This is a genomic window from Vibrio sp. ArtGut-C1 (assembly GCF_002105475.1).
In the GTDB taxonomy this organism is placed as follows: Bacteria; Pseudomonadota; Gammaproteobacteria; order Enterobacterales; family Vibrionaceae; genus Vibrio; species Vibrio diabolicus.
This window is the reverse complement of record NZ_NCTH01000041.1, coordinates 12,801-27,981: the sequence shown is the minus strand read 5'-3', so window position 1 is coordinate 27,981 and position 15,181 is coordinate 12,801. Positions and strand designations below refer to the sequence as shown.

At 47.3% G+C, this 15,181-nt stretch carries 20 protein-coding genes; 2 read left to right on the top strand and 18 right to left on the bottom strand.

The annotated features are described in order from the left end of the window. Nucleotides 1–439: 439 nt before the first annotated feature. From B7360_RS22390 to B7360_RS25080, 4 genes are all read right to left on the bottom strand, one after another. Nucleotides 440–2,215: a type IV secretory system conjugative DNA transfer family protein gene (locus B7360_RS22390; protein ID WP_173670008.1), complete on the bottom strand. Its 1,776-nt coding sequence runs from the start codon at nucleotides 2,213–2,215 to the stop codon at nucleotides 440–442. A 2-nt stretch (nucleotides 2,216–2,217) separates the two neighbouring features. Continuing rightward, nucleotides 2,218–3,234: a P-type DNA transfer ATPase VirB11 gene (gene virB11, locus B7360_RS22385; protein ID WP_085344660.1), complete on the bottom strand. Its 1,017-nt coding sequence runs from the start codon at nucleotides 3,232–3,234 to the stop codon at nucleotides 2,218–2,220. Between the two features lie 3 nt (nucleotides 3,235–3,237). Continuing rightward, nucleotides 3,238–3,564, bottom strand: coding sequence for a hypothetical protein (locus tag B7360_RS22380; protein ID WP_085344659.1), 327 nt, complete (start codon nucleotides 3,562–3,564; stop codon nucleotides 3,238–3,240). 174 nt (nucleotides 3,565–3,738) lie between these two features. Further along, nucleotides 3,739–3,903, bottom strand: coding sequence for a hypothetical protein (locus tag B7360_RS25080; RefSeq protein ID WP_164673240.1), 165 nt, complete (start codon nucleotides 3,901–3,903; stop codon nucleotides 3,739–3,741). A gap of 87 nt (nucleotides 3,904–3,990) precedes the next feature. On the opposite strand from B7360_RS25080, the gene B7360_RS25075 reads away from it, so the two are divergent. After that, nucleotides 3,991–4,185, top strand: a complete 195-nt coding sequence (locus tag B7360_RS25075) for a hypothetical protein (protein WP_065646668.1) — start codon at nucleotides 3,991–3,993, stop codon at nucleotides 4,183–4,185. 164 nt (nucleotides 4,186–4,349) lie between these two features. Here B7360_RS25075 and virB10 read toward each other — a convergent pair whose 3' ends face one another. The 5 genes from virB10 to B7360_RS22360 form a co-directional block, all read right to left on the bottom strand. After that, nucleotides 4,350–5,555 carry a type IV secretion system protein VirB10 gene (gene virB10, locus B7360_RS22375; RefSeq protein WP_085344658.1) on the bottom strand — a complete coding sequence of 402 codons (1,206 nt, stop codon included), beginning with the start codon at nucleotides 5,553–5,555 and terminating at the stop codon, nucleotides 4,350–4,352. After that, complete coding sequence (locus B7360_RS22370; protein ID WP_085344657.1) at nucleotides 5,555–6,316, bottom strand: TrbG/VirB9 family P-type conjugative transfer protein; 762 nt, start codon at nucleotides 6,314–6,316, stop codon at nucleotides 5,555–5,557. The genes virB10 and B7360_RS22370 overlap by 1 nt, the downstream gene beginning before the upstream one ends. Then, on the bottom strand, nucleotides 6,313–7,065 hold the full coding sequence (locus B7360_RS22365; RefSeq protein WP_085344656.1) for a virB8 family protein: 753 nt from the start codon (nucleotides 7,063–7,065) through the stop codon (nucleotides 6,313–6,315). The genes B7360_RS22370 and B7360_RS22365 overlap by 4 nt, the downstream gene beginning before the upstream one ends. A 9-nt stretch (nucleotides 7,066–7,074) precedes the next feature. Next, the gene (locus B7360_RS25070; RefSeq protein WP_164673239.1) at nucleotides 7,075–7,215 is read right to left on the bottom strand and encodes a hypothetical protein; all 141 of its coding nucleotides are present in this window, start codon (nucleotides 7,213–7,215) and stop codon (nucleotides 7,075–7,077) included. 276 nt (nucleotides 7,216–7,491) lie between these two features. Beyond that, complete coding sequence (locus tag B7360_RS22360) at nucleotides 7,492–7,782, bottom strand: hypothetical protein (RefSeq protein WP_085344655.1); 291 nt, start codon at nucleotides 7,780–7,782, stop codon at nucleotides 7,492–7,494. Nucleotides 7,783–7,979: 197 nt separating this feature from the next. On the opposite strand from B7360_RS22360, the gene B7360_RS22355 reads away from it, so the two are divergent. Then, nucleotides 7,980–8,282 carry a hypothetical protein gene (locus tag B7360_RS22355; protein WP_085344654.1) on the top strand — a complete coding sequence of 101 codons (303 nt, stop codon included), beginning with the start codon at nucleotides 7,980–7,982 and terminating at the stop codon, nucleotides 8,280–8,282. Between the two features lie 397 nt (nucleotides 8,283–8,679). Here the strand turns inward: B7360_RS22355 and B7360_RS22345 are convergent, their stop codons facing one another. Genes B7360_RS22345 through B7360_RS22305 form a run of 9 tightly spaced genes read right to left on the bottom strand, consistent with a single transcriptional unit; the run spans nucleotide 8,680 to nucleotide 14,723 of the window. Next, on the bottom strand, nucleotides 8,680–9,645 hold the full coding sequence (locus B7360_RS22345) for a type IV secretion system protein (RefSeq protein ID WP_085344652.1): 966 nt from the start codon (nucleotides 9,643–9,645) through the stop codon (nucleotides 8,680–8,682). 5 nt (nucleotides 9,646–9,650) lie between these two features. Further along, nucleotides 9,651–9,869, bottom strand: a complete 219-nt coding sequence (locus tag B7360_RS22340) for an EexN family lipoprotein (RefSeq protein WP_085344651.1) — start codon at nucleotides 9,867–9,869, stop codon at nucleotides 9,651–9,653. Nucleotides 9,870–9,883: 14 nt separating this feature from the next. Beyond that, nucleotides 9,884–10,540, bottom strand: coding sequence for a type IV secretion system protein (locus tag B7360_RS22335; protein WP_085344650.1), 657 nt, complete (start codon nucleotides 10,538–10,540; stop codon nucleotides 9,884–9,886). A gap of 3 nt (nucleotides 10,541–10,543) precedes the next feature. Beyond that, nucleotides 10,544–12,877, bottom strand: a complete 2,334-nt coding sequence (locus tag B7360_RS22330; protein WP_085344649.1) for a conjugal transfer protein TraE — start codon at nucleotides 12,875–12,877, stop codon at nucleotides 10,544–10,546. Next, on the bottom strand, nucleotides 12,840–13,211 hold the full coding sequence (locus tag B7360_RS22325; RefSeq protein WP_085344648.1) for a conjugal transfer protein TraD: 372 nt from the start codon (nucleotides 13,209–13,211) through the stop codon (nucleotides 12,840–12,842). The genes B7360_RS22330 and B7360_RS22325 overlap by 38 nt, the downstream gene beginning before the upstream one ends. A 2-nt stretch (nucleotides 13,212–13,213) precedes the next feature. After that, nucleotides 13,214–13,531 carry a conjugal transfer protein gene (locus tag B7360_RS22320; protein ID WP_065646655.1) on the bottom strand — a complete coding sequence of 106 codons (318 nt, stop codon included), beginning with the start codon at nucleotides 13,529–13,531 and terminating at the stop codon, nucleotides 13,214–13,216. Nucleotides 13,532–13,553: 22 nt separating this feature from the next. Continuing rightward, nucleotides 13,554–14,147, bottom strand: coding sequence for a lytic transglycosylase domain-containing protein (locus tag B7360_RS22315; protein WP_085344647.1), 594 nt, complete (start codon nucleotides 14,145–14,147; stop codon nucleotides 13,554–13,556). Next, the gene (locus B7360_RS22310) at nucleotides 14,137–14,496 is read right to left on the bottom strand and encodes a TraY domain-containing protein (RefSeq protein WP_085344646.1); all 360 of its coding nucleotides are present in this window, start codon (nucleotides 14,494–14,496) and stop codon (nucleotides 14,137–14,139) included. The genes B7360_RS22315 and B7360_RS22310 overlap by 11 nt, the downstream gene beginning before the upstream one ends. Nucleotides 14,497–14,546: 50 nt before the next feature. Then, nucleotides 14,547–14,723 (bottom strand): TraY domain-containing protein, encoded by a 177-nt coding sequence (locus tag B7360_RS22305; RefSeq protein ID WP_063518474.1) that lies wholly within the window; start codon nucleotides 14,721–14,723, stop codon nucleotides 14,547–14,549. Between the last annotated feature and the right edge of the window lie 458 nt (nucleotides 14,724–15,181).

Here is a 15,181-nt window from a genome sequence, read left to right as displayed (position 1 = left end):
TAGGGAGGCAAAGCCAAATGGCGCATTCATCGTCACTGGCGGCGTAAGTGGGTTGAGCTGGCAATAAAAAAGCCGCGCTGAGCGCGGCTATCATGAGTTTTGATTTCATGAAAAGGATCCTTCATGCGAGTTTGTCTATACTGGATAAGAATGATGTGGTGTGACGGTGCTGTTGCCCCTGCAAGCATATGAACCCTCTGGTCACACCATGTCATTCCTCCTCCTTGTGGTTAGTTCTATTATATTCCTTAGAGATAGAAATTCTTGGATGTGATTAATAAATGAAATTTTATGAGTGCCGTGTTTGTGGCAAATTACTTTCACCTAGAGCGAAGACTTGTTGTCATTGTGGGGCAGTTGACCCTAGAGGACGTAGGAAAGTAGGCATTATTATTGTTTTAGGGCTATTGCTTCTCGGTTTGTTTTTGGCGATGAAGCCTTAAATCGTTAATCGAGGGATGTCTGGAACGTGACTCTCGGCATAGCGCACACGCTCGGCGAACGTTGGCTCATCAAAGTAGATGATTTTTTCTGCGATGAAAGGGCGTTGGTTTTCCTTCAAAATTAACGTCTTAATACCGAGTGACGTCGCTTTAGGGTGTTTTTCGAACCCCAGTTCCACGATTTCATGCGGCATCATCAGTGGGCGTTTCAATTCGTCTTCGCTGATGGTGCGACTTGAGCCTTTTCCCGTGCTGCGGCTGGTTTTGCGTTTTTTCACCGTTTTGGTGCCTAACGTATCGGAGAGGCGTTTCACGTTGTCATCCACTTCTTTAGGTGGATACACCACTTTCACGGCGTGGTTTTTGGCAATGTTTTTTGCATTTTCTTTGCCATAGACGTCTTCCCGTTGTCCTTCATCTTGGAAAATCGTTAAAAAGCGCAGGTTATAACCGGCGGTGTAGCTGATGGCTTTCTCGATTTGTTTGACGCGCCCAAGGGCGGTGAACTCATCGAGCAGCAGCAAGGTTTGGTATTTCAGGGTGGGGTCATGTTCGGGGAGCGTGCGAGTGTTTTCCGAGATAAGTTGCTCAAAGAAAAGGTTGAGCAGTTTGCCAAAGTTTTTGAGGTTCCCTGGCTGACAACCCACATAGATACTCATCGGCTTTTTGCGCAGCATTCGAAAATCAAAATCGGAAGCACTGACGGCCGCCGCCGTGACGTGGTCACTGAAAATCGCTAAAGGGCTGAGCAAGTTACTTTCGACGCTGGAATAGGTCTCTTCGGCCATGGATAAGCAGTTGTTGAACTCAAAGCGCGCATCGTCTGAGACGTAGTCGTTTTTTAACTCGCGTCGCATCCACGCGCGCAGTCCTCCATCTACCCCCGTTAACTTGAGCACGTAAGGCAGAGAGGGCGTAATACCGGTGATGTCCTCAGTATCGAGCATCCAACAACTGATGCCTTTAAAGAGCTTACCAGCCAATTCATTCCAAATATCACCCTTATCCCCTGAAACCGGATACAAACTGTTGGCAATGTTGAGCACATCACCAATGCGGAAGGTTTTGCTGCGTCGGACGTAATCAAACGGGTTCCAGCGGTGGCTGCGAAGTTGTTCGTTCTCTCGGGCTTGTTCGTTTTCTGCAAAACCGTCGGGGGCAAACAAAAACACCTCTTGGCCGCACTGTTGCCGAAATCCGGCACTTTTGACAAAGTTTTCGAATTTGATGTCGGTGCACACCAAGGAGTGAGGATAGGTCACGCAGTTGGGAATGACTATCCCTACGCCTTTACCACTTCGTGTCGGCGCAGCGACTTCGGCAAATTGCGCCCCTTCCAGTTCAATAAATCGCCCCTTGAATCGGCCTTTGGGCATTTTGCCTAGCAAGATACTCGGCGGTTTGTTTTTCGTTTTCGGGTCGGGGAAAAGACCAGACTTAGCCAAGTCCATGTCGGTAGCGAACTTGGCGCTGCCGTGCAGTTCTTCTTTTTCCTGACTGGCGATGGCAATGATGATGCCCATGAAAGTGGGAATGAGGGTTATCAGCCCACACACTACCAGTCCAATGAGCAAAAACGGTTTGATGTCAGGTTCATGACGATAGGCTTGCCATTGGTCGAACAAGCTGCGGTAAGACAAGTGTTCCAAGGGAATGTGGGTCAGTTTGAAATACACGGCGCCGCCGGCGTATAAACCGCCCACAAAAAACGCCAGAGTAAAAAAAAGGAACATGCCAAGCAATGCTCCTTTTTTCTGTTTCGATAGTGCCATGGTTATCCCTCACTTAATAGTCGGTTCTTTTCGACGGGGTCATAGTAGATTTCGGTCAGTCGGGTGTGTTTGAAAAACGCAATCACATCAATGCTGGTTCGAATGGTGCGCATGATGTGGTGGTAGTCTAGGGTCTGTCCGACGTCGGATTGTTTCACCAATCCAGCAAGACGGGCTGGCGTAGAGTAACAATCGTTCGCATGAATGGTGGTGATAGAGCCTTCGTGCCCCGTGTTCAGCATCTCAAGGTACGTCCACGCTTCATCCCCTCTCAGCTCAGCCAGCAGCACATGGTCGGGTTTCATGCGCATACAAGACTCAATGATTTGCTTTGGGGTTAAGCCGCCTTGCTTGTAAAACAGATGAAGGTGATTGGGGTGGTTGGGTAAGTCCAGTTCGTGCACATCTTCGATGGTGAATAAGCGTTTGTCTCGTGGGTATTCATCCACCATGGCTTTCATAACGGTGGTTTTGCCGGAGCCAGTGCCCCCAACCAATAACATATTGAGTTTATTTTTGACCGCGAGGCTGAAAAACGCCGCCATGTCGCCTTGCTGTTTCAGTGCCAGCAACTGCTCTTGGATAGGGGTTAACTCAAGACGATTGACGTCCATGTCTTTAAACGCAGAGAACCGTCCACTCTCTTGATAGCTTGCCAGAGAAAAACGCGTTAAGGACGGCTTACGAATGGTCATGCTGACAATGCCGTTCTCAGTGGCCGGAGGAATGGCGATTTGTCCCCGTTCCCCGTCGGGGAATATCACGGACGCCACTGGATTGGCTTCCCCTAACGGAATGGTCAGTCCAGCAAAGGTCGCAAGGGCTTTGGCGAGGTTCATGCACATGGTTAACGAGAGGTTGGGGAGGGTATCGCGTTCCCAGCCGTTGCCACGGTCAAACCAGACTTCTTCTGGGCGATTAATGGCGATTTCGGTTAACCCATCAAGGTCGAGGTAGTGGCGCAAGCCGGTCATCATCAACAATTGATTGACCGTTGCGGCTTTGTCGATGGTGTTCATGCTTTATACTATCTCACGGATTTGGATGAATGACGGCTTAGCTCGCAAGTAATTGATTGCAGTACTAGGGGCTGGTTTTTGTCCAAATCGAATTTCATAAAAGTAAGAAAGATAGTCGTCCAGTGTTAAAGCATGTGATCTTGACCAGCGTCCCTGCTCTGAGCTGAAATACCCCGTCTCTTTTTCAATGGTTTCGAGTAGCTCTCGATACTCATCGAGTTGTTTTTCGAGCCCCCTGAACTTATCGAGATCTTCGAGTAGAATGACGTCATTGGGTACTAGGTGCATGCTTTTCAGTAGGTGAAAAAATTTAACTTTTAGTCGTGGCATTTGTTATCTCCTTTGTTCGAGCCTGACTGTCTGCTTTAAATTAAAACGCCACGCATAGCGTGGTACTCCTTTTGTCTCTACATGCAGGGCATATAGAAGCCAAAAGCGAGCTTGATGCTAGATCGAAGTCATGATGATTAATTTATTGCTCGTCAAGTTGTAAAATTTGTATTCCTATGTCTCTTGGGTGACGTTGAAAGTGAGTTTACGCCGTTCAGCTTCTCGCGTGACCGCGAGCCAATAGGCAATGAACTCCGGTGACGCATGAGCAAGCGTGAAAGGGGTAAGTACCTTGATGCGCATCGCCAGTTCGATATCAAATTCTGAAATAATTTCCATGACGAGTGTCCTTTTTATTAATGAGGATATCTTTGAGCGATAGAACAACGCATAATATTTTTTAAATGTTTTTTTTGTGAATAGTTAATGTATCGTCGAACCTTTAAGTGTTATCACTGTGGTGCCATTCATAAGCGTGCATTTGACCAATGTGAAGAGTGTGGCACAGCAGTACATTCAATGGACTCTTGGTTATTAGAGCTCGGAGGGCTGATTTTAACGTTAATGTTATTCGGTGACCTGTATTATTCAGGAAAGCTACAGTTCCTTGGCTTGGGGTGATTAACTTGTTGTTTTTCCTTGAATAGAGCGAGTTACAAACTCAGTTACCCACTGTTTTTGTGGATAAAAATTAAACAAACGAAGTGGCGGGTAAAGTGGCTGGCCTGTCGGGTGCTAAAATTTTACATACCGACATGTAAAACCCTCAGACCAGCCAAGTGCCGTTATTCAAAGCGGTACACGCTCGACATGTCGATGTCGCGCGCCACGATGATGTTAATGCGTTGCCCGATTTGTGTATAGCCGGTTGGCGCTATATTTATGGTGCTTTCCAGTGCTTTCTCTGCCATGTTGCTGGCATTCTCTGTTGAGCTATCAAACGTAATATCGCCGTTAGATGAGGAGGCGGCTTTATTGGCGAGTGCCCCAAACGCATCATCGAGGAACGAGAGTAAGATAGCCCCACCAAAACGTTGTTTGAAGTGGTTGTCTATCCACGCTTCATTACCGCTTGCCCCTAGACGACCAGCCCCAAGCGAATCAATGCGTACGGAAATACCGTTCGGGGTTTCGATGTCAGCCCATGTGGTGAAGACGCGTGTTTTCCCAGGCTCTAGTTCGACATTTTGAGAGCCAGTTAAGAGTGAGCCACGCTCTACTAATAACGCTTTGCCATTGGCACTGTAGACATCTTGGGTCACACGACACATCACAATGCCTTGGTAGTCGGAAATGATTTGACTGTACAGGGCGCAGGGAATGATAGAGCCGTGTTTGAGTAAGAAGTCCAACTCCCCTGAGGCGCGTTTGGTGGCGCTTCCTTTGGCAAAGGTCGGCGCATCGTAGCTACTGTCGTGAGACGGCGGTGCAGAGGGCGCGGACTGATTGCCTGTTGCGTCGCCACTTTGCACCATGATGCCGCTCATTAACCGTCGCTCATGAGGCGTGGGTGGCGCGTTTTTATCGCGCTTGGCGGTGGTATTAACACGTGGAGTGGGGGCTGGCACCTCGGGAGGGGGCACATCGTTGGTTGGCACAACAACGGGTTTTTCCTGCTCAGCTTGCGCACGTGCTTGTTCGAGTTGGCGCTGTTTTTCACGCGCTAATGCTCGCGCCTCGGCCTCTTTTTCTTTCTGGCGTTTGCGCTTTAACTCATCAAACCATGCCGAATCATTGCCGACGGTGCCTTTTTCGACGCCAGACACTTCTCCGAGCTCGATTGTTGATGAGGTGTCGGTAGGGGCTTCTTCCTCCGGATTGAATTGCTTAACCGCGAGAAACACCCCGACCACGACCACGAGGAGGGCGATCAACAGAATAATAATCGCGAGCGCGGCTTTCTTTTTCTTGCTACGCCCCTGAACCAAGACCTCACCACGGTCAAGGTTTGATTTTTCGTAGGCGCTAGGAATGGTGTTATTGTCGTCCATTATTCGGCTTCCTTAATCACGCGAGTGGCTTGAATGCTGCTGGCTTTTTGGTTGTAACCGGCAAACTCAACAAAGTGGGAGTGAATACCGAGCACGCGTTGACCGAGACGCAAACGGTATTCGTCGGCGACAGAATGTATCACCACGGTATCTCGCTCAATGTGGTAATTGACCAGCGATTCTTTACCATCGGCGTTGATTTGGTAAATCACCGGCAGCTCGGCATTTTTTGAAAACTTCATGCAGGTAAAGCGGCCATCATCCCATGCGTATTCCGGCGCAAGCTCATCATCCCCCCACTTGGCGTAACGGAAGTTGTACTTGCCGTTTGTGCACGGCGCCTTGGCGGCTTGCGTATTGGCCTTTTTCGGGGTTGGGTACTGCATCTTGACCACATAGAAAGGCCGCTTACTGGTAAAGAGTTCAAAGGCGTAGGTACGCCCTGTGTCACTGACGATGGTTAAGTTGGTGTTCGGTTGCTCAGCTTGCGGTTTAAAGAAAATGTTGTTGCCGCGCACGTTAAATCCCCAAGCGGCGGCATCTCCCATGCCTAAGCCGGAATGCTCCCCTGAAATGGTTTCGTTCTTATCCAGTTGGATTAACGTGGCGATACCCACTTTGGTGCGAATGGCAATCACATCGCTGGGGTCGTACTTGGCGTAGACAATACGTTGGTCTTTGCCTTGGTAGGTCGGCAGGGTTAAGGCTTGACTGGAAAAGGCAACGACGCAAGCCAGTGATACTATCAGTGGTTTCATCATTGGATCACCCTATCTTCTCGGTAACTGGTGACTTGAAAGCCAAGCGGATTGAGTATGCGCTCAGCGTCGGTTTTAATGTCTTTAAGGTAATCAAACGTGACCGTGGCACTCCACTTGGTCGGCTCATAGCTCGGGTCGGGCGTATCATCGTTATTGACCACCACGCGAGTAAAAGACACTTGCGCTAGTACTTGATTTTGTTGCGTGGGCAGAAATGAAATCGCGACGTCTTCCATGCGGATTTTTTTGTACTCCTTAAACACTTCCAGCGGCGAGTTCTTGGCACGCAGGGCGGTGTTATAAGCGCTGAATACGTCTTGGCGACTGGTGAGTTTGATGTAGTCGTAAGCATCTTGCACGGTTTGCCATTGGTAAGTGCCTCTAGTGACAATGTAACGGCTTAGCCAGTGCTTATCTAACGCCTCGCCGTAGGTGATACGCTTAGCATCCGCGAGCGGTTGCACAATCTCCGTCATGCCCGTATCAGGGTTGACGGTCAACAAGCGATAATCGACGGTTTTGAGGGGCATCATGACCACTACGGCAATAGAAAGCAGTACGGCAATGACGCACGAGGCCGCCGCCACTTTCCAAGCGGTATTGCGTGACGATTTCGCCAGCTCGATGCGGTCTTGCTCAAATTGTTTGATTTCCTCAAGGAATAAGTCGGCTTGTTTGTGGTGTTTGGCGGTGACTTTTTTTTCAGCCTTGGTTTTGTTGTCCTCCAAGGCGCTATCAATGGCATTCATTGGGTTTCCTTATTGCGTGTAGAGAGTGGCAAGGTTGACCTTGGGAGGGTTAACGGCGCGCATGTCGCCTTTTGGCTCTGGCGGTGGCGGTGGGGTTGCTGTGCAGCCCACGGCAAAGCACACCACCAAGCAAAGAGTGAGTGTTTTCATTGGGTGTCCTTTTAGATACAAAAAAACCGCAGAATGCGGCAGAAAGAAGAGTTCAGTGTTAAGGGGTTGAACTAGGGTAATATTCCAAGACTATCCAGTTGCTTGTAAAGGTAATGTCTACCGTGAGACGTTTGTACTTCTCCATTCTCTTTGTTGACCTCAGTATCACTTGAGTGGAGACCTACAATGGTGATTGTGTTATCGCATACTGGACAAACCGCGAGATGCAATTTTTCGTGTTCAAAATTTTCACGACTTATCATGATCCCGTGAATGTCACTCACTCTGAGCTTGAATACGTCCATCTAAATGTATCTCCACAGGGTATTGCTTAATGATGTTCACCCACCATTCCCCATCGATGGGCGGGATATGGTGCGTATGTTCGGCAATTTTTAAACATTGAAGCAGCGTTAACATATCAATGTAAATTGGCGAATCATTATAAATTAACTCAAAACGCGGGGAGTCATCAGGAAAAGTGGTATTGACCCATTGCTCCCAACTTTTTTCTTGCTCCTCAGTGAGCTGGGAGCCCAATCCGACGTGTAATGGTGAGGTTTTCATTTTTCTATCCTTAATGTTCGTTCTTGGTGACGGTACGCATGTCGCCTTTTCGCGGCGGCGGGACAGAATAGCAAGCTGGAAATGATAATATTGCCATGAGATTAATGAGAATTTGTTGCATAATACTTTTCCGTATAAGGAGAGGCCAGCTTTACGCTATATCTAAAAGCTGGTTTAGGTTAATTAAGGAGTTCTGAATGGCTAGATACAGAGTCGGAGATAAATTTCTTTCTGAAAGTGAATATGAAGATGAACGTCTTGCTAGTTGGGCTTTAGGCTTGTTTTTAATAGGGTGTATTTTGACTGGCATTATCTCAAACCAAATTTTGCTTGAGATTGACCTACCTAAATGGTTGCGATTTTCTATTGTTGTTTTTTGCTCTCTCTTATCTGGCGGTTTGTTAGCTGTATTTACAAAATGGATTAGAAAAATAATCTTAACATGCTTGTTTTGTGGGATAGTGTTCATCATTGGAAGATTAATTTGGGAAGTTATTTAGCAATAATCAAGTTTCCAACCTAATTTCTCTTTCATATCGCCGCATTCAGGTTACTTTTTCTGGTACAAAAAAACCGCATGAATGCGGCAGAAAGAAGAGTTCAGTGTTAAGGGGTTGAACTAGGCTGAGAGGTCAGTCTGCTCAAGGGTGCGTTGATGTTTTCGGATAGACGGCCAAATTGCGGCTCTCCAACGCCACTGTAAAATGCCTATTACCAAGAGACCAACAGCGCTCACGACTAAGCCGAAGGACAGCTCGACAAGAGGCAAGAGCATCACAGACAAAATAGAGCCAATTAATATCAAAAAGGAAAACATTAACTCCATTATCATCAAACACTTTCCCCACCAACGTTTTACCTTTCTGGTAAGTTCTATTGCATTGACTAACATCATTCTCACCCTGGCTTAATGTTGTTTTTGGCTTTATCGAGTAGGTTCTTAGCACCAGTTCTTGCTTTGTTACCAGCCCATCGACCGGCTGCGTTTGCGCCACTGTATTTCCCAGCCGCTTTACCAGCCGCGCCCATAGTTCGTGCGCCTGCGCCCATATTACCCACTAGGCCGTTGATGCCGACACCACCAGTAATGGAAGAACAGAATGTAGGAATTTGAACTGATAAGACACAGAAAACGAAAAAACAGACAAAAATAAGACAAGCCACAAACAAGCTGACATCGTTATCAAGAACGACTGTTTTTATCGCGACATTGAACATATTGAACGCCACTGGAAACAGAATGGATAGCAGAGTGTAGTTCAAACACTGACCTGTCCACGATTGGAACATGCTTCGTGTTGATGGGAAAAACGCGAACATAATGAATAATGGTCCAATAATGAGTAGAAATCCCACCATGATTTTCGCAACCATCAAATAAGCAGTAGCAATCGCAATAAAAACCAATCCTCCCACGGTGATGAGTCCGCATATTATAAGTTTCATAATGGCGCTTAACCATGAATCTCCATTCAGAACATCAATATCTATTGAGTCGTAAGTCTTTTCTACAAGATCAAATATGCTATCAAACATGTGTTGGACAGCACCTACGCCAGAACTACCTAGCAAGATACTCGCTATTTCATCTCCACTATAAAGGATCATGGGAACTATACTCTTCAAATACCATGATGTGCTGAAAGCTATCGTAGTGCAGAGCGCCAAAGAGCCGATGAATTTCATCGACTCCATGATCATCATGTTTTCAGCGTCGTAAAGAGATTGCCAAGCAAGATAGAGAGCGTACAAAACAACACACGCCCCAATAAGAGGCGTGATCGTGTTTGAAAATACTCCGACAAGATTTGAAATATTATTCAAGACGAGAGTATCTATTAATTGAAAAAGTTCATTGAACATAGACGCTACCTTCTTAGTAGGTTTTTAAGGTCTTCTTTCGCATCGGCGCTAATAGCATTTTGACAATTGCTCTCCTTAGCTTTTGCCGCATCATTTTTACATTCTTCGACTTTTTCTATGCGTTCTTGCTCATGTTTTTGATAGTATTCAACCGTTTTGGTTTTCTCTTGACTACAACCTAAAAGTATTAAAGAAAAAAAACAGAGAGTTGATAATTTTTTCATCGTGATTTCCTCGTTTATTGGTCAGGTTTTCTCAGTAAATGCTTAATACTTGCTCTTGCTCTTTGACTTATCTCAAGTTGCTTTTGACGCTCAAGCATCTCTGACATCGCCGTCATCATGTCTTGCTCGTTCTCCATCAACGTTTTCTCAAAGTTAATGGCGTTACCCAAATCCTCTTTCGCTGCCGGTGTGGTGGCAGTGCCAAATTGACTGAGTAAACGACTCATGCGTTCTTGACGCTTTGCACTTCGCTCGTAGAGCGTTTCCTGAAACTTGAGTTGTTTCAGTTGCATATCATAGCGTCGCTGAGTGACCGGATTGTCAGAATACAACCCAAACTCTTCTCGTAAATCCGACACATCATCAATAGCGTCGTATAGATCACTATAAGCACTTAAATCAATCGCATCATTGAGGTTGGGGTCACTCAGAATTTCCTCAAACCCGTAATGCCCTTCGACCATCGACTTATAATGTTGAGCTTGGCTTTTGAGTTGATTCAGGCGATTTCTCGCTTCCGATATTGACTGTGAAAACTCTTGGGCGCGTGTGGCGCTGTCGGTGATCATTTGTGCAATGCCAGCGACATCCACCACTGGAATACCAGAGGCATAAGTCGGGGCGCTCAACGTCAGGGCAAGGCTCAGCGCGAGCGTAGTGCGTCGAAACATGCGTTATCTCCTTTTGAGTAGTTCGGGTATCCAGTGGTCAGGGTGGTTACCCACCTCAGCGCGAATGGCTTCACACAGCGTAATGTCATCGGTGGTGCCCGAAATAATGGGTAGAAACTCATCAAATCCGCCCAAGTCCAGCTTGGCAAAACAACTGGTGTTGGATTGCTTGACCAGCATGGTACGGCTTTGCTTATCCAAGGCTTTGAGCTTGTTAAACTCGCCTTGGGTCAGGTTACACTTTTGGTAAGCGTCGTATTCCGCATCAGGGTTGGGCAAGTACACTTTGGTGGCGGTTTGTTGCACTATCGCCGGAAAAATGTCACACAAAATCGCGTCTTCGGGCGATTGTGAGGACAGCACCATGAACTCGTTCATTAAGCGTCCGGTTTTTAAGGCGCGCTTCATGACCGCTTGCGTCAGTGGGAAGTTGGCTGGCATCCAGAACTCTTCCACAATGGTTTGCAGTAAGTGCCCAGATTCTTGCATTAGTTCTTTTAAAAAGAATAAGCACGCTAAGACAGGCTCACTGGCAGGGTGAACCTCACCGCCCGAGTCCTTCTCAAGCAATAACGTAGAGTCAAACCCCACTCGATGCATGTGACTTGGGTTGAACTGGTTGTGAGGCGAGTCCAAACACCACGCCAGCTTGCCGTTTTCACTGCGACACCACTTGCTGAGCCTCATGCGTAAGTCAGGGCTTTGGATAGATTGCAGCATCATACTGAGGCTGCGCATGGGCGCATCAAAGTGCATCACACTGTCTATCGCATCTTTGATTTCTTTTTCATCTTGGGCGCTGATACTGCCTTGTTGGTCTTGTGCCAATCGGCAGACCAAGCGGTTTAAAAAGCTCACCAATTTTGGGGTGTTTTCCAGTTGGAACGGGTTAATGCCGGTATCTTCCCCCTCTTTGATGGAGAAATACTCCCCGTTAAATGCCCGAATGAACAGCTCGGTCGAGCGCTTATAATCAATACAAAAAATGTGCTGATTAAATCGAGTGAAAAATCCGGTTAAGGTGGCCTCAAAGGTGGTCTTACCCGAGCCGGATGCTCCGAGTATCATCGTATGACCAGCGTATTTTTCGCCCGTGACGTCCTTGCCGATTTCAGAGGCGTGGCAGTTAAAGTAGAACAAAGAGTTCGAGAGCGTTTTCAGGGGAATAATCGCGCTTCCGTCGCCGACTGGATTACCGCTGGCTTTCCCTGTTGAGTAGTTGTGCAATGACCACGTACAGGCCAGATTGGTCACGGTTTTGGGCGCTGGCTTGATGCGCGTTTTGGACGCGGGCAAGGTACTCAAGAAAGTAAAGGGCGACTTGAGGTTGGCGCGTTTTAATACCGTGCCTTTTGCCAAGAACTGGCCGTTTAAATCGGCGCTGTCACTCATGACTCTATCAGGGGAATCACCCAACACCACCAAGGATGCGTGATAGTCACCAAACGTAATGACCTCAGAGGCCACGTAATCACGCGCTTGTTGCAATTCGTCTAGTTCGTGCTCGGCATTATCACTGGAAGCGATTTGGTTGATTTGCTTGTCTATCAGCTTTTGCGCTTGGAGACCTTGCATCAAAATCATCGACTGCGTGAGAATGAACTCGCATGGCTGATTTAAGATGAAATCCCACATTCCTAGCTCTGTTGCGATAGGGAACGCATCCAACTCAAAGAAGGTGGCGAACTTTTGGCTTTCGTTATTGGCGTTGCGCACTTCTACCATATCGTGTCCAAAGTGCCAGTCACTGTGGCCGATATAATCACGCACCTTTTGTGCCACTAATGGCTTGGGTTGGTCGTTGTAGTTCAGTAAGTAGGAAAGGAACTCGATATTCTCGCAGCGTTGGTGTTCGTTGACCGTTAAGGCGTGACAATCAAAACGTTTGAGTGCGGCAATCGCGGTGTTGAGAATATCACGTAAGGCGTCCTCACCGTCGGACAGGGTGCCTTTGTAATCCAACACGAAAGTGAGGTAATAGCGCACGCTGTAAAAATCTTCACCGGAAAAATCTTGCAGATAGCGGTCAGCAAAGCGCTGCATGAAGTCACTCTCAAAGCGGTAGTGCGCCTGAAATTGCTCTTTGCGTTTGACGATGTGTGTCCAAACCGCCAGTTTACTGCCGTGTTTGCGCGCCAAGGTATTGAGAATGTTTTTAACCAGCTCAAACGCTTGCTTGAGCGTAGCGCTTGATTCAGACTCAAACGGGATACCACTCAGCACCAAAGTTGCCATGAGTTTTGAATCATCAAGGGCAATCATGGTGCGGTTAATCGGATACCCATAAGCCGGAAGCTGATTAGTCAGGGGTATTGTTTTTAAGCCATTCACTGACATGCTGTTTTCTCCGAATGGGGTGGTCATCAATGGACGTAAAAGAAATCATGCTCGATTGGCAGCGCAATCGAGTGAGGAAGCCTTTCGCCTCCCACTTCATTTCTTCAATAGCTCGGCTGTCTTCCATGCTGCGAATGCGGATATAAAGCAGCACTAATGCAATCAGGGCTGGTAAAACCAGCCCTTTTGCCCCGAAGAAAGCGAGTCCGAGAAAGCCCGTTAAGAGCATCAATCCGCAGCCGATAACCAACGCAATCACAGGAATGCCAGCGACGAGCGGTTTTCTTGCCAATGATTGATAACTGGCGTATTGGTCTCGCGTTTCAGTCGTCATGATTAACTGCCCCAAATTGACCAAGCGTAAGTCGCCGCCACAATGATGCCGCCGGCGGCCGCAGTTTTACCCATGCCGACAAAGACGTCGCCCCACTGTTTTTTCTCAAGCAGCGCCATGATGACCAAGTAAACGCAGTAAAGCAGAACGGCCGAGCCTAAAAAGGTGTACGCCCAGGTCGTGATTTCATCGACCCAGTTGTTGGCCTCTTGTAAACCGCCAGCTGCCAGCGCTGGACGACTTAACGTGAAGGCGAGCAGTGCCCAAAAAGAGGCGTGAACACGGCGTAGGGCTGGCTTTGTAGATTGAAAAATGGACATAAAAATTTTCCTTGTGCTTTGATTAATATGAAAAGTCCCCAAACACGTCCCATGAGTGGGCTTGCTTGGGTGGGTTGGGTATTGAGGACTCAGGGTGTGAGTCGTAAGATTCAGAGATGATTTGGGTTGGCAGCTTATCGGCGCGGTTGAATTTTTCGACGTAGCTCATGCCTTGCTTGCCTTCTTCTTTGTACCCCCTTGAAAAGTTACCGGAGTAATAACAAGACGCCGCATCATCCAGAAGTTGGGGATGAGGCTTGTTGGGTGATTGTTGTTTTGCGCGCTGGTAACACTTGGCGTAAATGTCTGCGCCGACCTCAATATTGGTGCAAGCATCAAACGCTCGTTCGATGGTCAGCCCATAGGCTGGAAAGTTCTTCTTGTTGATTTGCATTAAGCCCAAGCTGTAATTAAAGCCGTCTTTGTCCAAATCCGTGGCAATTTGGATAGCGTCTTCAAGGGTATTGGGTTGATTAATAGCGTTTGCCCCGACGACGGCGATAGCGTAGGGGTTGCGAGAACTTTCATTGTCGATAAGACGTTTTAAGATACTGGCATCGACTTGAGACTGGCAGGTGTTAAGCAGAGGGATAAGCGCACTCAGCTCAAGAAGCATGTTTTCGCTCCTGAACGACGCCGACGGCCGAGATGGTCGGATAACGAAGCAGGTGGTCTTTTAAGCGCCTTGAGCATTCGTCACTGTATGTTTTGATCCGATACTGTTCTCGATACAAGAATGGAGAGATTTTTGTTTTCAGAGCAAAAGGTACATAGATTTTTACCTCTCGACACATACGGCCTACGGTCGTGCAGCACGGCTGTTCAAAACGGTTGATATGGTCAATCACCCGTAACGAGGCTTCTTTTCTGAGTGTTCGAAAAGATAATGCGGCAGCATTCTCTAACGCTTGCGCGCTGAACTCATCCAGCAATATGTTGATGGACGATAAAGATTCATGACTCATTTATCCTCCTTTTTGTGGGCAATAGGATTTTTGAAGTTAAAAAAAGGCACTTACGTGCAGGGATTGAAGTGTTTATCGAATTTTTTGAGGTGATCGCTTAAACGAAAACTGGCTTCTTGCTTCTTGCTTCGTTTGTTGACTTTTGCGGAAGTCGTGAGCAGTCGGTTGGTTTCTTCATCAATCTCAAACCAAATTCCCTTTGTCTTTTTGTCAGTTTTTTGGGGCATTTCATTACCTCAATGTCGTATCAGGTGGGGCGTAAAAGCCCAAATGTTTGAGGGGGTCACTGTGTCGAGGAGCACGAGTTAATGCTCGCTCCGTTTTTGCTCTTGGAGCTCTTGCGCAGAGCTTCTTGTTTCTGTGCTTTGTTTTTAAGCAACGTACTTTACCAATCATAGGAGCTTCCCTTCACAAACTAAAAATAAAGGATGAAAGCCAACACACGTTAAGTTGTTCCGGCTTATGAACAACGCCCAGCCTCGCCGCTTTGCGATAGGGTGTGATTGAGAGAATATTGCGGGCTTCTCTCGTTGAACGCTCTGAGTTCCGTATCATGTCGTCTCACGACGAGCGCGATAGCGGCGAACGTTCAGCCAGTGGCGCAAATTGACAAAGAGCGAGATGCATATTCACAGTGTTGAAACACTGATCTTATGATCAGTAAACGGTTGGATAATAAACCATC

Coding starts and splice junctions, on each gene's coding strand:
- B7360_RS22320 (WP_065646655.1), bottom strand. CDS start 13,531: ATGTCCATTTTTCAATCTACAAAGCCAGCCCTACGCCGTGTTCACGCC.
- B7360_RS22380 (WP_085344659.1), bottom strand. CDS start 3,564: ATGCCACGACTAAAAGTTAAATTTTTTCACCTACTGAAAAGCATGCAC.
- B7360_RS22360 (WP_085344655.1), bottom strand. CDS start 7,782: ATGAAAACCTCACCATTACACGTCGGATTGGGCTCCCAGCTCACTGAG.
- B7360_RS22315 (WP_085344647.1), bottom strand. CDS start 14,147: ATGCTTCTTGAGCTGAGTGCGCTTATCCCTCTGCTTAACACCTGCCAG.
- B7360_RS22325 (WP_085344648.1), bottom strand. CDS start 13,211: ATGACGACTGAAACGCGAGACCAATACGCCAGTTATCAATCATTGGCA.
- B7360_RS22305 (WP_063518474.1), bottom strand. CDS start 14,723: ATGCCCCAAAAAACTGACAAAAAGACAAAGGGAATTTGGTTTGAGATT.
- B7360_RS22335 (WP_085344650.1), bottom strand. CDS start 10,540: ATGTTTCGACGCACTACGCTCGCGCTGAGCCTTGCCCTGACGTTGAGC.
- B7360_RS22330 (WP_085344649.1), bottom strand. CDS start 12,877: ATGTCAGTGAATGGCTTAAAAACAATACCCCTGACTAATCAGCTTCCG.
- B7360_RS22310 (WP_085344646.1), bottom strand. CDS start 14,496: ATGAGTCATGAATCTTTATCGTCCATCAACATATTGCTGGATGAGTTC.
- B7360_RS22365 (WP_085344656.1), bottom strand. CDS start 7,065: ATGAATGCCATTGATAGCGCCTTGGAGGACAACAAAACCAAGGCTGAA.
- B7360_RS22355 (WP_085344654.1), top strand. CDS start 7,980: ATGGCTAGATACAGAGTCGGAGATAAATTTCTTTCTGAAAGTGAATAT.
- B7360_RS25075 (WP_065646668.1), top strand. CDS start 3,991: ATGTATCGTCGAACCTTTAAGTGTTATCACTGTGGTGCCATTCATAAG.
- B7360_RS25070 (WP_164673239.1), bottom strand. CDS start 7,215: ATGAAAACACTCACTCTTTGCTTGGTGGTGTGCTTTGCCGTGGGCTGC.
- B7360_RS22345 (WP_085344652.1), bottom strand. CDS start 9,645: ATGTTCAATGAACTTTTTCAATTAATAGATACTCTCGTCTTGAATAAT.
- B7360_RS22370 (WP_085344657.1), bottom strand. CDS start 6,316: ATGATGAAACCACTGATAGTATCACTGGCTTGCGTCGTTGCCTTTTCC.
- virB11 (WP_085344660.1), bottom strand. CDS start 3,234: ATGAACACCATCGACAAAGCCGCAACGGTCAATCAATTGTTGATGATG.
- B7360_RS25080 (WP_164673240.1), bottom strand. CDS start 3,903: ATGGAAATTATTTCAGAATTTGATATCGAACTGGCGATGCGCATCAAG.
- B7360_RS22340 (WP_085344651.1), bottom strand. CDS start 9,869: ATGAAAAAATTATCAACTCTCTGTTTTTTTTCTTTAATACTTTTAGGT.
- B7360_RS22390 (WP_173670008.1), bottom strand. CDS start 2,215: ATGGCACTATCGAAACAGAAAAAAGGAGCATTGCTTGGCATGTTCCTT.
- virB10 (WP_085344658.1), bottom strand. CDS start 5,555: ATGGACGACAATAACACCATTCCTAGCGCCTACGAAAAATCAAACCTT.